Genomic DNA, 15,233 nt, shown 5'->3' with positions numbered 1-15,233 from the left:
ATCAGGCGAACTTCCGCTGCGCATCCAGCGCCAGGCCAAGGCCGACCGAGCCGAACATGTCGCCCTCGATAACGGCGGCTTGCGGCACCAGCGACAGGATTTCACGCCGTGCCAACGGGATCGCGGTCGAACCGCCGGTGAGGAATACGGCGGTGATCGCAGAGGCCGTTATGCCGGCATCGGCAATCGTCTGCCGCACCGTAGCGGACACCCGCTCGATGTCGGCGGCGATGGTCTCTTCCAGGCCGGTCCGCGAGATCTCGGCGGCGAAATGCGCGCCAGGCAGCGCCACCGTTACATCGGCCGAAGCCTGATCCGTCAGCGCGATCTTGGCTCGTTCGACGAGGCCGGCCAGCGCATGGCCGTAACGGTGCTCGACAATATGGATGAAGTGGTCGACAAGGTCGGCGCGGACGGCCTCGAAGCGGATTTGCCTCAGATGCGTCATCGCCTTGGCAGTATAGACGAGGTTGATGCGCTGCCACGTCGCGAGATCAATGAAATAGCTCGCCGGCAGGTTGCGCTTGCCGTCTTTTGTGGGCGAGAGATAGCCGAGCTTGGGCATGACATGGGCGATGCTGAGCAGCCGGTCGAAATCGGTGCCGCCAATATGAATGCCTCGGTTGGCGAGGATGTCGTCCTTGCGGTCGCGTGAGCGGGCGCGTTGCGGCGAAACGCGCACGATCGAGAAGTCGGACGTGCCGCCGCCCATGTCGACGATCAACGCCAGTTCCTCGCGCTTCACGTCCTGCTCATAGTCGAGTGCTGCCGCAATCGGTTCGAACTGGAAGGCGATGTGCTTGAAGCCTTGCGCGCGCGCCGCTTTTTCAAGCTCGCTTTGCGCCTTGGCATCGGCTTCCACATCGTCGTCGACAAATTGCACCGGCCGGCCGAGCACAACGTTCTCCACCGGAGCGCCGGCATCTTCCTCAAGCCGCTTCTTCAAATGGCCGACGAACATGCCGACAATGTCGATGAAACCGATCTGGCGTGCCTTGATGCGCGTCTTCTCATGCGCCAGCGAACTGCCGAGCACGCTCTTCAGTGACCGCATCAGCCTGCCCTCGATGGCGTCGGTATAGTCGGCAATGGCGCGGCGGCCGAAATAGGTGTGACCGTCCTCGAAGTTGAAGAACACCGCACTTGGCAATGTCGGCTGTCCGCCTTCCAGCGCCACCAGCCGTGCCTGGCCGTTGCGGATCACGCCCACCGTAGAATTGGACGTGCCGAAATCGATGCCGCCAAATGCCTGGTGCATTGCAGCCTCCTGTCATTGGGTCGTCGCTGTGGCAGGCGTCCGCAAGGCGCGCGCCGTCCAGAGGCCTGACCGTTCTGCCGAATGATTGTGCGTGTAACCGAGGGTTGGGAGGCGGCGGTCTATCGCAAGACTGAGAAAAGGGGAACCCCCTTTCCCCGGAAATGGGTCGTGCGCGTCAATCCCTGCGGAAGATCAGCCTGCCCAGCCAGCCGGTGATCATGGCCAGCGACACGGAGAAGACGCCGTAGAGGAAGGAGTAATCATGCGCGACGCGGAAGATCGACTGTTCGAAACCCGATTTGCGGATTTCGAGCTGGGCCGAGCTTTCCTTGAGGAACAGGCCGCTCTTGAACAGGAACGCGCGGGCTTTATGCGTTCCAACCGGGACGTTGGGCGCCAGCCGCACCGTGGCGCGAAACAGGTTCTGCGACAGGAACTGCACGCCGCCGACATTCTCGCTGTAGAGGCCGGTCGCCGCCTTGCGCTCGCGCAGCGCCACGGTGAATTCCTCGATCGTCGCCGGACTGTCGGTTACGTCGGCCGGTTGCATGTAAAGGTTGGAGGCGCCGAGCGACAGCTGCTTGTAGCTGTTGGGTTCGGTGATGTCCTGCAGCGGCCGTGTCGTGGCGACGGAGTAGGAGACCGGCACGTTCTCGAAGGTCTCCGATTCCAGGTTGACCCAGACGCCGAGCACCCGGTCCTTGCGGCGCACCACAACCGGCCGCGGCGGCCCTTCGAGCACGACGATGACGTCATAGCGCCCCTGCCGCGCGACCAGCGGGTCGGGGTTTTCCAGCGAACCGAAAATGGTCAGGTCGGCGCCGGAAAAGCCGGCGGTGATCGACACGGCGTCGGTGGAGAGACCGATCTGGATGCCTTCCGGCAAGGGGTTCGGCGATTGCGCTGCCGCCGGCAGAGCGAGGGCGAAAAGCAAAACGGCGGCCGAAAAAATCCCCCACCGCAGCATCAGTTCAGGCCCGCGGCGGTCAGCGAATAGAGGTTTGGCGGCGTGACGAAGAGATCGATGGCAAGCCGGATCGCGACCGCCAGCACCAGCAGCGCCAGCAGTGCCCTGAGCTGTTCGCCGCGCAGCTTCTGTCCTGCCTTGGCGCCATATTGCGCGCCGGCAACGCCGCCCGCCATCAGCAGGAAGGCAAGCATGACGTCGACCGTCTGGTTGGTGGTGGCGTGGACAAGCGTGGTGTAGGCCGAGGTGAAAATGATCTGGAACAGCGAGGTGCCGATGACGACGTTGGTCGGCACTTTCAAGAGATAGATCAGCGCCGGCACCATGATGAAGCCGCCGCCGACACCCATGATCGACGACAGGAAGCCGATGCCGGCGCCGAGCCCCAGCACCGGAATGACGCTGACGAACAGCTTCGAGGCCCTGAAGCGCATCTTCAGCGGCAGCCGGTGGATCCAGTTGTGCTGGCCGGATTTCTTCAAGACCGGCGCCGCACCGCTGCGCGTCGCGCGCAGCGCATTGACGCTCTCGACCAGCATCAGCCCGCCGACGGTGCCGAGCAGCACGACGTAAAGCAGTGAGATAAACAAATCGAGCTGGCCGAGCCGACGCAGGAAGGCAAAGACAAAGATACCGCCGGTCGAGCCGACGATGCCGCCGGCCAGCAGCACCCCGCCGAGCTTGAAGTCGAGCGTGCGGCGCTTCATGTGCGACAGCGCGCCGGAGAAAGAGGAGGCGATAACCTGGTTGGCGCCGGTAGCAACGGCGATTGCCGGCGGGATGTTGTAGAAGATCAAGAGCGGCGTGATCAGAAAGCCGCCACCGACCCCGAACATGCCCGACAGGAAACCCACCGCCGCGCCCATTGCCAGCAGCACGAAGACGTTGACGGAAATTTCCGCGATCGGGAGATAGATGCCCACCCGTCAGTCTCGATCAGTTTGCCTGTCGGCGATTGCAGCCATTCCAGGGCATTGTCGCACCGAAAAGCCAATTCTTTCTTGCACCGCCGGGGCAGTGGGATCAAACCCCGCCGCCCTACCGAAACAAAAAACATCTCAAGCAGTTAACAGGCAAATGTATGGCAAGGGCGTCGCGTTAGCGACGCATCTGCCGTTATTTGTGCGCCAGCAGCGCCTTCACCAGCTTTTCGTCGATTTCGCCGGTCGCCTGCATCTTGTTGTCGGTCTGGAAAGCCATGATTGCGGTCTTGGTCTTGCCGCCCATCACGCCATCGGCGCCGCCGGCATCGTAGCCGTTCTTGTTGAGGATGAGCTGGATGTTCTTGACCGCCTTCTTCATGTCGACGCTGGCGGTGGTCTGCGGCGTGCCTTCCTGCCAGGATTCAGGAATGTCGGCCGAGTTGGACGCCGGGTCGAGCGGCTTCGGCTTCCACAGTTCCGTGGCGGCGCGCGCCCGCTCCAGCTGTTCGGGGCGCAGCGCAGTGGCGACCTCGTCGCGCTTTGCAGCCGCATCCTTGTCGCCGGTCTTGGCGACGAGCGCGAACCATTTGTAGGATTCCTCCAGGCTCTGCTTCATGCCGACGCCCTTTGCCGCCAGGATGCCGAGATTGAACTGGCTGTCCTTGACGCCGACATCGGCCGCCGCCTGAAACCAGTGCGCGGCCGATTCATTGTCGGTCACGCCGTCGGCGGCCATGGCAAACAGAACGGCCAGATTGTGCATGGCGCTGGCATTACCCTGCGCGGCGGCGAGCTGGTAGAAGGTCTTTGCCTTCTTGACGTCGCGCGTGACGCCGATGCCCTTCTCGTAGAAATTGCCGATGCGGTATTCCGCCGGTGCGAAGCCGAGCTCGGCCGACTTTTCGTACCATTTGGCCGCTGCCGCCATGTCTTCCTTGACGCCGCGCGATTCAGCATAGCGCGAACCGAGCTCGAACAGCGCCTTGGCGTCACCGCCGGCAGCCGCGTCGCGCAAGGCTTGCGGGCCGGCATCGGCCGGAACGTCTATCTTGGCCACGACAGGTGCTACCGCGGCATCAGCCGGCGGAACGGCGCCGGTAGTATCCGAGGCCGTCGTATCCGAGGCCGAGGGCGCCACGACGGCGGCCGCAGGCTGCGCGTCGGCAGCCGCCGGTTCCGCAGTGGCGGTGGTCGGCAGCATTGCATTTGGCGCGGGGGCCGGATCGGCCAAAGCCATCGGCGCTGGCGCGGGCTCCACCGCCGGCATTTCGGGCCCAGCGACCGAGGCCGCATTCATTGGCGCATCGTTGCCAGCTGCCGGTTCCGTGGGCTCCGCCTGCCTGACGATCCGGGCCGGCACGTCCTGAACGGCCACCTGCTGTTCTGCCTTGGGTTGGCTGGCAGCGTTGACCGAGGCAGTCTCGACCGGCTGCGAGGCGACGATCGGCGCTGTATCGTTGCTTGCGACCTCGACCGGGTCGGCGAAGAAGGCCTTGCCCAACTGGAGGCCGGCAAGCGCCAGCATGATCGCGACCGCTCCCATCAGGATCGGCTTGCGCCGCGCCTTGAGCAGGTCGCCGATGCGAAGCGCCTTGACCGGGCCCTTCATGGTAGACTGGCGTTTCAACGCGTCGGCCTCGGCGGCCGCGGCCTGCGCCGCGCGCCTGGCCGCGGCAATGAAGTCGGATTTCGACGCATCGCCGGAGTTTTGGCGCACCGGCGGGCCGCGCTCGTCGCGCACGCGCTTCATGATGGCGTTGAGGTCGGGCGCGCCGGAGCCCGGCTCCAACGGTCGGTTGGCGAGCTTCGGATCGAGCGGCTCGTCGAGATCGACGCTCGGCATGTCGACATTAGGCCCCGAGCCGGCAAGCGGCGGCATGTCAGCCGGCTTCTTGCCCCTGAAGGCGCGCGCAAATCCACCGAACAGCGACTTCTTGGCCGTGGCTTCGCCTTTCTCGGCAATCCTGTCGGAACCGAGCGCTGCCTGGGCAGCGGCCGCGGCAGCCTCGGCTGGCGAGCGCCGCACGGGTTCGCTGCCCATGACCGGGTCGCTACGCGTACCCGGGTCGGCGCGCATATCCGGCTCGCTGCGCATGATGGCGGCGGCGCGGCCGTCGAGATCGGCCATGTCTCCGGTCAGCGGCAGCGGCTGGTCGATATCCATCGACGGCGCGTCCTGCACCGAAATCTTGGAGGCGCGTGCAGCGCGGGCCCGGCGCGCCGGCTCGGCCTGGGCATCCAGAAGCTCGCTCACCGCCTCGGCCGGTTCGCTGGTCTCCAGCGAGCCCAGACGATCGACGATCTTGAGCAACGTGTCGTGGATAGCCTCGAATGTCCGTGAATTGCGCTCGTCCGAACGGCGCGTCAGCGCTTCCAGCGTCTTCAGATCCTGAGCAAGGCCGGTAACGGCCGCGGTGTTGGCGTTGGAATCTGCCAGCGAGCGCACGGCGCTCTCGGCCGCTTCGCGTGCCGCGCCCATGATGGATTCGCGGGTTCCGGCCATCGACTTCTCGATTTCGTTGAGGCGCGGGCTGATGTCCTCGAATTCCGGCAGCGGCGTGCCGGGCTTCGACAGATGCGCCGATAGGCTGGAGACCTGCGCCTCGAGGCTGCGGATCAGTGCCGGATCGATGCCGGCGACCTGCGCGGCCGACGATTCCAGCCGGCTTGAAATGTCTTCGAGCCGGCTTTCCAGGCCGCGGATCGCCGCCTCGTTGGCAGGATCGGGAATGCGCGTCTCCATGCGTTGGGCGAGCGCGGTGAAGCGTGCGTCGATGGCGTCCATGATGCCGGCGCTGTCAGCCTGCGGCTGGCGCTGGTCCAGCCGGTCGGCAACCTCGTCCAGCCGCCGCTCGAGATCGCGAAACAGCATGTTGCCCTGTTCGATGGCGTCGCCCTGCCGGCGTTCCATCATGCCCGACAGCACGTCGAAGCGCTGTTCCAGACCCTGGAAGATATAGTCGGCGTCGGGCATGGCCGGGGCGCGGTCGATCTTGTCGGCGATCATCGCGATCTGCTTGCCGAGGCGCTCCATCGCCTGTTCCGGCAGATTGGCGCGGCCGGCAAGCTCGTCGACCCTGTTCGACAGCGTGCTGAGACGGTCGAGAACCTCGCCGCTCGGACGAACCTGCACGACTTCCTCGATCTGCTGCGCCAGCGAGGCGATCCGCTTCTCGATGCGCTCGAACGGTTCGGGGTCGAAGGAATTGGCCTGTGCGGCGACGGTCGAGGCGACGATGGCGCGCGAAATCTCATCGAGCCGTTCGTCGATCAGGCCAAGCGTGTCGCCGCCGCGGTTGCTCTGCTGGCTGACGAAATGATCGACGGCGCCGGCAAGCGTGCGGACCTTTTCTTCCATCGAGCGCAGCGACAGCGATTCCGGCAGATTGTGGACCGCATTGCTGATCTGTTCGAGCCGGTCGGTCAGGGCCGAAAATCCGGGGCCGTCGGCGCGGTTGCGCTGGTCGGCGTCGACACGGTCCTCGAACGCGCTCCAGCGGCGGTCGAAATCGTCCCAGCGGCGGTCGACCTTCAGCACGCTTTCCTCGCGCGCCAATGTGTCGAGCGCCGTCTTTACCTGCTCGAGCTCGAGCCGCAGCATGTTGACGCTTCGGTCGTCGCTCTTCTCGGCCAGCGTCTGGATGGCGCCGGACAGCCGCTCGAATTCGACGCCGAGTTCGGCGCTGCCCTTGCCGGGCAAGCCGCCTGCCTGACCACCCGATTGGTTGCTCGCCTGGAAGGCCCGTTCGATGTCCTTGCGCAACGCGGCGAATTCGCGCTGCAGGCCGGCCGTCATCTGATGGCGCAGTTCCTCGCGCAGGCCACGCAATTCGCCGGCGATCTTGCCGACCACGGCGACGCTGTCTTCCTGGCCGCGCACGCGGTCGATGTCGCGCGCGATCGCCTGATAGTTCTGGTCGAAGCCGGCCGTCACAGGGCTTTTCGGCCGCGGCGCGGGCTGCGGGTCCTCGTACCAGCGCGGCGGCGGGGCGTAGGGCTGGGCACTTGCGTAGCGCGGCTCCGGAGCGGGCCGGCGCGGATCGAAGCGCTCGGCGGCGTCCTCGCGCTTGCGCTCCAGCCGCTGCTCCAGCGTTTCCAGCGAGCGGTTCAATTCATCAAGTGTGGTGTTCGGCCTGCGCGGCCTGCCGGCGTTGAGTGTATCGAGATAGGACCGCTTGCTGTTCATCGGTGCGTCCGTTTTTCAGAATGGCCGGCTTGCTGCCAGTTTCCCAAGTCCTTGTCGGGAACGAAGGCGGCCGCGCGGCACTGCTGCGGCGGAAGACGAGCTTCCCGGGCCAGGCCCGCTCTCCGAAAAACCGTGAAAAATTCGCTACAGGATAAACACGGGTGACCGACATCCGCACATTTCACCCATCGTGGTAAACAAGGTGTTAACCAAGCTTAAGAAGTTACGGCATTGCTGAAATACAGGCGGTGCCCGTTCGGACCCGGCGCCGGGGAGTGCGGCATAAGGTTTCGCAATCCCAGAACGCCCTTGCGTCATGCGGCGGCTATCGATATAGAATTGACGTAAACGTAAGAGGGGCGCCGTTCGTGCCTTTTGCGATGAATTAGTTGAAACCACGACTGGAAGCATGCCCCCGCTTCCACTCAGGCGTTGCAAGGTCCGAGACCGCGATGCCACGACAGGGGAAAGCCAGTGACTATGAAACTTGTTTCGCCCGGCGAAGCCGCGGCCAACACCAACAATATGTCTGCCGAAGCCAGTGAGGAGCTCGTGCGCATCGGCGAGATGGCCAAGAAATACGGCGTGACGCTGCGCACGCTGCGTTTCTATGAAGACAAGGGCCTGCTCAATCCAAAGCGGGATGGGGCGACGCGGCTATACACGCGTCGCGACAAGGCGCGGCTGAAGCTGATCCTGCTCGGCCGCAAGGTCGGGTTCTCGCTACGCGACGTCAAGCAGATGATGGATCTCTACGATCCGACGGGATCCAACACCAAGCAGCTGCGGCTGGCTCTCGACAAGTCGGAGAAGCAGCTTGCCCGCCTGCAGAAGCAGCGCGCGCTGATCGACGACGCCATCAACGAGTTGAGCGGCTCGATGTCGGCCGTGCGCCAGATGCTGTCCGAGCGTTCGGCCCCGGCCAGCGCCGCCAGCTGATTTTGCTCCGCAGCTCCCGGCGAAAGCTTTGAACTTAAGAGCCGCGCGGCCGCCCGCGCGGCTCTTTTTGTTTGACCCCCTCGCTTTGCACAAAGCCATGCACCGCTCGTGCCGATAGGCTGGCATAGGTAATTTTGTCCCGGCGACAAAATTGACGTTTACGCAAACGTCAATTTTTGCTATCCCGCTTTCAACATTGGCCCGCATGCCGCCCCCAACCTCATGTTTCGGGGCCCAATCTCGCGGCCAAGACCCGCATGGTGGAGGAAACACATGCCGATCTACAGGGCGCCGGTCCAGGACACGCTGTTCGTGCTCAACGAGGTGCTAGGTTATCAGCGCTACTCCAACCTTCCCGGATTTGCCGACGCGACGCCCGACGTTGTCGAGGCGATCCTCGCCGAAGGCGCCAAGCTTGCCGAAAACGTTATGCATCCTCTGAACCGCGTCGGTGACATGGAAGGCTGCGTGCGCCATGAGGACGGCTCGGTGACGACGCCGAAGGGCTTCAAGGAAGCCTACGACCAGTATCGCGAAGGCGGCTGGATGGGACTGGCGGCGCCCGTCGAGTTCGGCGGCCAGGGGCTGCCCTATGCCGTGCACACCGCGGTTGCCGAATACATGGTTTCGGCCAACATGGCGCTGATGATGTATCCCGGCCTGACGCAAGGCGCGATCGCTGCGATCATCACACACGGCACCGACGAGCAGAAGGCGACATGGCTTCCGAAGCTGGTCGAGGGGTCCTGGACCGGTACCATGAACCTGACCGAGCCGCATTGCGGCACCGATCTCGGTCTGCTGCGCACCAAGGCGGTGCCGAACGGCAACGGCACCTACAAGATATCCGGCCAGAAGATCTTCATCTCGGCCGGCGAGCACGACATGTCGGAAAACATCGTCCATCTCGTGTTGGCCCGCATCGAAGGCGCGCCGGCAGGCGTGAAGGGCATCTCGCTGTTCATCGTGCCAAAGCTGAAGCTCGATGCCTCCGGCAATCCGGGCGAGAAGAACACGCTCTCCTGCGGGTCGATCGAGGAGAAGATGGGCATCCACGGCAATTCGACTTGCGTCATGAATTATGACGAGGCCGAAGGCACGCTGCTCGGTGAGGCCAATGGCGGCCTGAAGGCGATGTTCACGATGATGAACGAAGCCCGCCTCGGCGTCGGCCTGCAGGGCCTGTCGCTGTCCGAGATCGCCTACCAGAACGCGGTCTCCTACGCCAAGGACCGGCTGCAGGGCCGCTCGCTGTCTGGCGCCAAGGCGCCGGACAGACAAGCCGATCCGATCATCGTCCATCCCGACATCCGCCGCTCGCTGATGACCATGAAGGCCTTCAACGAGGCCGGCCGCGCGCTGGCGCTGTGGACGGCGGTCAAGTCCGACATCGCCCACCGCTCCGCCGACGACAAGGATCGCCAGGCGGCCGACGACTATACCGGCCTGCTGACGCCGGTGATCAAGGGCGTGCTCACCGACAAGGGTTTTGACCATGCAGTCATGGCGCAGCAGGTGTTCGGGGGCCACGGCTACATCGAAGAGCACGGCATGAGCCAGTTCGTGCGCGATGCCCGCATCGCCATGATCTATGAAGGCGCCAACGGCATCCAGGCGCTCGACCTCGTCGGCCGCAAGCTTGGTCTGAATGGCGGCCGCGCCGTGCAGGCCTTCTTCAAGGACGTCGGCGAGTTCTGCGAGGAGAACCGCGCCGACGAGAAGCTGGCGCCTTTCACCAAGGCGCTGAAGAAGGGCCTCAACGATCTGCAGGCGGCGACCATGTGGCTGGTGCAGAACGGCATGGCCAAGCCCGACAATGCCGGCGCCGCGTCGACCGATTACATGCATCTCTTCGGCCTGGTCGCGCTGGGCTATATGTGGGCGCAGATGGCCAAGGCCGCGCTCCGCAAGACCGGCGCCAATGGTTCGCAGTCGTTCTACGACAACAAGGTGGTGACGGCGCGCTTCTTCATGGAGCGGATCATGCCCGAGACGTCGGCACATCTGGCCCGCATTTCCAGTGGTGCGGACACGCTAATGGCGCTGCCTGCGGAAGCGTTCTAGAAATGGCTGGCGTCCCCCTCCCCCTTGAGGGGAGGGTGGCCCGAAGGGCCGGGAGGGGTCCTTGCGTGCAGTGCGCCGGCTGGTTGGCGCTTTGGTAGGAGATGAGCGCAATGCCCCAAACCCGCGTCAATTCCGAAGATAAGGTCGAGCACGTCATCGGCGACCCCACCCGACCGCTTCGCGGCCACCCTCCCCTCGAGGGGGAGGGGGACGTTGGCGCGGGAGAAACGGCATGACAAATCCAGCCGAAGTGCTCTCTTTGCCGAAGCCCGCCTGGGCGGCGGACGAGGTCGGCATGCTCTACGACATGGCGCACCGCTTCATGTCGGAAGAGATCGCGCCGCGTTACGACGAGTTCGAGAAGAACGAGATGGTCGACCGCGAGAGCTGGCGCAAGGCGGGTTCCGCCGGCCTGCTCTGCGCCTCTATGCCGGAGGAGTATGGCGGCTCCGGCGGCACCTTCGCGCATGAGAGCGCCATCATCGAGGCGATCGGCCATGTCGGCGTCGACGGTTTCGGCATCGGCCTGCACAATGCGATCGTTGCCCCTTACATCCTTCATTACGGCTCGGAAGAGCAGAAGAAGAAATGGCTGCCGAAACTGGCGACCGGCGAACTGATCGGCGCCATCGCCATGACCGAGCCGGGCGCCGGCTCCGACCTGCAAGGCGTCAAGACGCGGGCCGAGAAGGACGGCAACCAGTACAAGATCAACGGTTCCAAGACCTTCATAACCAACGGCCAGCTGGCCAATTTCATCATCGTCGTCACCAAGACCGATCCGGCCAAAGGCGCCAAGGGCACCTCGCTGATCGTCGTCGAGACCGACGAGGCCGAAGGCTTCGAACGCGGCCGCAACCTCGACAAGATCGGCCTGAAGGCCAACGACACGTCGGAGCTGTTCTTCAATGATCTGCGCGTGCCGACCTCGAACCTGCTTGGCCACGAAGAGGGACAGGGCTTCATCCAGCTGATGCAGCAATTGCCGCAGGAGCGCCTGCAGATCGGCACCGGCGCGATCGCCATGATCGAACGCGCCCTGGCGCTGACCATCGACTACGTCAAGGATCGCAAGGCCTTCGGCAAAGCGATCATCGAGTTCCAGAACACCCAGTTCAAGCTCGCCGAACTGAAGACCGAGGCCACCATCGGCCGCGTCTTCTACAATGATTGCGTCACCCGCCACATCAATGGCGGCCTCGATCCGGTGACGGCGTCGATGGCGAAATACTGGCTCTCGGACCTGCAGGGAAAAGTCGTCGACGAATGCCTTCAATTGCATGGCGGCTATGGCTACATGAATGAATATCCGATCGCCCGCATGTTCCGCGACGCCCGCGTCCAGCGCATCTACGGCGGCACCAACGAGATCATGAAATTGCTGATCGGCCGCTCTCTCTGAGAGCGACGTCGGCAAAGCAAGGAGCAAGCAAATGGCTGAAGCTTATGTCTATGACGCCGTGCGCACACCGCGCGGCAAGGGCAAGAAGGATGGCTCGCTGCACGAGGTGCCGGCGGTGCGGCTTGCGGCCAGGACGCTTGAAGCGTTGCGCGACCGCAACGGCCTCGACACTGCAAACGTCGACGACATCATCTTCGGCTGCGTCGATCCGGTCGGCGAAGCCGGCTCCGTCATTCCGCGTGCCGCCGCCTTCGAGGCCGGCTACGACAACAAGGCGCCGGGCATGCAGATCTCGCGCTTCTGCGCCTCAGGCCTCGACGCCATCAATTTCGGCGCCGCCAAGATCGCTCAAGGCGCCGACGAGATCGTCATTGCAGGCGGCGTGGAATCGATGTCGCGCGTCGGCATGGGCGCCTCGGGCGGCGCCTGGTTCATGGACCCGTCCGTCGGCCTGCCCGGCTGGTTCGTGCCGCAAGGCATATCGGCCGATTTGATCGCCACCAAATATGGTTTTTCGCGCGACGACGTCGATGCCTATGCGGTCGAGAGCCAGAAGCGCGCCGGCAAGGCCTGGGCCGATGGCCGTTTCAAGAACTCCGTCATACCGATCAAGGACCAGAACGGCCTCACCATCCTCGATCATGACGAGCATATGCGGCCGTCGACCGACATGCAGTCGCTGGCCTCGCTCAACCCGTCCTTCGTCATGCCTGGCGAAATGGGCGGCTTCGACGCGGTCGCCGTACAGAAGCATCCGGAAGTCGAAGAGGTCAACCACGTCCACCATGCCGGCAACTCGTCCGGCATCGTCGATGGTGCGGCCGCCGTACTGCTCGGCTCGAAGAAGGCCGGCAAGACGATGGGCCTGAAGCCACGCGCCCGCATCCGCGCCTTTGCCAACATCGGCTCCGAGCCGGTGCTGATGCTTACCGGTCCGGTCGACGTCACCGAAAAGCTTCTGAAGCGCGCCAAGATGAAGCTGTCGGATATCGACCTGTTCGAGCTTAACGAGGCCTTCGCCTCGGTGGTGCTGCGCTACATGCAGGCATTCGAAATCCCGCACGACAAGATCAACGTCAATGGCGGCGCCATCGCCATGGGCCATCCGCTCGGTGCCACCGGCGCGATGATCCTGGGCACGGTGCTGGACGAGCTCGAGCGCCGCGATTTGAACACCGCTCTGGTGACGCTCTGCATCGGCGCCGGCATGGGCACCGCAACGATTATCGAACGCGTCTGATTTTCGGCCGGAAGGAGAGAGACATGACTTATACAAACTTCACGGTCGACACCGACGCAGACGGCATCGCGCTGGTCACCTGGAACATGCCGGACCGCTCGATGAACGTCTTCACCGAAGAGGTGATGAACGAGCTCGACAAGATCATCGACCAGGTGGTGGCCGACGCCGCCATCAAGGGCGCGGTGATCACCTCGGGAAAGGACAGCTTCTCCGGCGGCGCCGACCTGACCATGCTGCAGAAGATGCTGGCCGTATTCGCCAAGGAGAAGACCAAGGACCCGGAGAAGGCGGCACAGCTTCTGTTCGACAATGCCGGCCGCATGGGGGGCCTGTGGCGCAAGCTCGAAACGTCGGGCAAGCCCTGGGTCTCGGCGATCAACGGTACCTGCATGGGCGGCGCGTTCGAGCTGTCGCTGGCCTGTCATGGCCGCGTTGCCGCTGACTCCGAAAAGGTCAAGATGGCCTTGCCGGAAGTCAAGGTCGGCATCTTCCCCGGCGCCGGTGGCACCCAACGCGTGCCGCGCCTGACCGACCAGCAGCAGGCGTTGCAGATGCTGACCACCGGCCAGACGCTGTCGCCGCAGAAAGCCAAGGCGATGGGGCTGATCCACGAGATCGCCGAACCCGGCAAGCTGATCGAGACCGCCAAGGCGATGATCAGGAACGGCCTGAAAGCCGTCCAACCCTGGGACGAGAAGGGCTTCAAGCTGCCCGGCGGCCTGATCTATTCGCCCGCCGGCTTCAATCTGTGGCCGCCGGCCATCGCCATCCTGCGTCGCGAGACCTACGGCAACTATCCGGCCGCCGCGGCCATCCTGAAATGCGTCTATGAGGGCCTGCTGGTGCCGTTCGACACCGGTCTGCGCATCGAACAGCGCTATTTCACCGAAATCATGCAGTCCAAGGAAGCAGCAGCGATGATCCGCTCGCTGTTCGTCTCGCTGCAGGAGCTCAACAAGGGCGCCCGCCGTCCGGCCGGCGTGCCGGAGACCAAGTTCAAGAAGATCGGTATTCTCGGCGCCGGCTTCATGGGTGCCGGCATCGCCTTTGTCACCGCCAAGGCCGGCATCCCGGTCGTCCTGCTCGACCGCGACATGGCGTCGGCCGAAAAGGGCAAGGCGCATTCCGACAGCCTGATCTCCGATCAGGTCAAGAAGGGCCGCGCCAAGCCCGAGGAGAAGGACAGACTTCTGTCGCTGATCACGCCGACGGCCGACTATGCCGATCTCGCCGGCTGCGATCTGGTGGTCGAGGCGGTGTTCGAGGATTCGGCCGTCAAGAAGACTGCCACCGAGCAGGCCGAAGCCGTGCTGAAATCGTCAGCGGTCTTCGCCTCCAACACCTCGACCATCCCGATCACTGCACTGGCCAAGAATTCGGCGCGGCCGAAGAATTTCGTCGGCATCCACTTCTTCTCGCCGGTCGACAAGATGATGCTGGTCGAGATCATCCTGGGCAAGAAGACCGGCGACAAGGCGCTGGCCACCGCGATCGATTTCGTGCGCGCCATCAAGAAGACGCCGATCGTCGTCAACGACACGCGCGGCTTCTACGTCAACCGCTGCGTGCTGCGTTACATGTCGGAAGCCTACAAGATGCTGATCGAAGGCGTTCCGGCGCCGATGATCGAGAACGCCGCCAAGGCCGCCGGCATGCCGGTCGGCCCGCTGGCGCTGACCGACGAGACGGCGATCGACCTTGCCCAGAAGATCATGAAGCAGACCATCAGGGACCTCGGAGACAAGTCTGTCGACCCCAGGCAGATGGCGCTGATCAACACGCTGGTCGACACCCATGGCCGCTTCGGCCGCAAGAACGGCAAGGGTTTTTACGACTATCCGGCCAAGCCTGCCAAGAAGAAGCTGTGGCCGGGCCTGAAGGATCTCTATCCGCAGCTGGAGGCCGAGAAGGTCGACTATGAGGAACTGCAGCAGCGCCTGCTGGTAACCATTGCGCTGGAAGCGGCCCGGGTGATGGAAGAGGGCATCGTCACCGATCCGCGCGAGGCCGATGTCGGCTCGATCCTCGCCTTCGGTTTCGCGCCATTCACCGGCGGCGCGCTGTCCTATATCGACGGCATCGGCATCGGGGAGTTCGTCAGAATAGCCAAGGGCCTGCAGAAGAAATACGGCGCCGAGTTCAAGGCGCCCAAGCTGCTACTCGACCTGGCGGAGAAGGGCGAGACCTTCTACCAGCGCTTCGATCCCTATGCGAAAGGCGAGGTGCAGAAGGCCGCTTGAGCTAGCGCCCC

Annotated in this window: 9 protein-coding genes; 5 read left to right on the top strand and 4 right to left on the bottom strand. The window is 64.0% G+C overall.

The genetic code is table 11. The features are described from left to right. Position 1: 1 nt before the first annotated feature. The 4 genes from NKJ80_RS00500 to NKJ80_RS00485 all read right to left on the bottom strand — a co-directional run bounded on the left by NKJ80_RS00500 (position 2) and on the right by NKJ80_RS00485 (position 7,334). Positions 2 to 1,258, bottom strand: coding sequence for an Hsp70 family protein (locus tag NKJ80_RS00500; RefSeq protein WP_352496862.1), 1,257 nt, complete (start codon positions 1,256 to 1,258; stop codon positions 2 to 4). Between the two features lie 175 nt (positions 1,259 to 1,433). Next, entirely contained in the window at positions 1,434 to 2,225 is a 792-nt protein-coding gene (locus tag NKJ80_RS00495; RefSeq protein ID WP_023692548.1) for a TIGR02186 family protein, read from the bottom strand. Beyond that, positions 2,225 to 3,148 (bottom strand): sulfite exporter TauE/SafE family protein, encoded by a 924-nt coding sequence (locus tag NKJ80_RS00490; RefSeq protein ID WP_352496861.1) that lies wholly within the window; start codon positions 3,146 to 3,148, stop codon positions 2,225 to 2,227. The genes NKJ80_RS00495 and NKJ80_RS00490 overlap by 1 nt, the downstream gene beginning before the upstream one ends. Before the next feature lie 193 nt (positions 3,149 to 3,341). Further along, positions 3,342 to 7,334 (bottom strand): peptidoglycan-binding protein, encoded by a 3,993-nt coding sequence (locus NKJ80_RS00485; protein ID WP_352496860.1) that lies wholly within the window; start codon positions 7,332 to 7,334, stop codon positions 3,342 to 3,344. A gap of 480 nt (positions 7,335 to 7,814) precedes the next feature. Here NKJ80_RS00485 and NKJ80_RS00480 point away from each other — a divergent pair, with 480 nt between their 5' ends. From NKJ80_RS00480 to NKJ80_RS00460, 5 genes are all read left to right on the top strand, one after another. Beyond that, the gene (locus tag NKJ80_RS00480; protein WP_023669610.1) at positions 7,815 to 8,273 is read left to right on the top strand and encodes a MerR family transcriptional regulator; all 459 of its coding nucleotides are present in this window, start codon (positions 7,815 to 7,817) and stop codon (positions 8,271 to 8,273) included. A 273-nt stretch (positions 8,274 to 8,546) separates the two neighbouring features. Next, positions 8,547 to 10,337, top strand: coding sequence for an acyl-CoA dehydrogenase (locus NKJ80_RS00475; protein WP_352496859.1), 1,791 nt, complete (start codon positions 8,547 to 8,549; stop codon positions 10,335 to 10,337). 232 nt (positions 10,338 to 10,569) lie between these two features. Beyond that, positions 10,570 to 11,739, top strand: coding sequence for an acyl-CoA dehydrogenase family protein (locus NKJ80_RS00470; RefSeq protein ID WP_023688700.1), 1,170 nt, complete (start codon positions 10,570 to 10,572; stop codon positions 11,737 to 11,739). A 31-nt stretch (positions 11,740 to 11,770) separates the two neighbouring features. After that, complete coding sequence (locus NKJ80_RS00465; protein WP_023669613.1) at positions 11,771 to 12,979, top strand: acetyl-CoA C-acetyltransferase; 1,209 nt, start codon at positions 11,771 to 11,773, stop codon at positions 12,977 to 12,979. 23 nt (positions 12,980 to 13,002) lie between these two features. Then, entirely contained in the window at positions 13,003 to 15,222 is a 2,220-nt protein-coding gene (locus tag NKJ80_RS00460) for a 3-hydroxyacyl-CoA dehydrogenase NAD-binding domain-containing protein (protein WP_352496858.1), read from the top strand. The last annotated feature ends 11 nt before the right edge of the window (positions 15,223 to 15,233 follow it).

The organism is Mesorhizobium sp. M0030, assembly GCF_040323695.1.
Taxonomy (GTDB): Bacteria; Pseudomonadota; Alphaproteobacteria; order Rhizobiales; family Rhizobiaceae; genus Mesorhizobium.
This window is presented reverse-complemented; position numbering and strand designations above follow the sequence as displayed.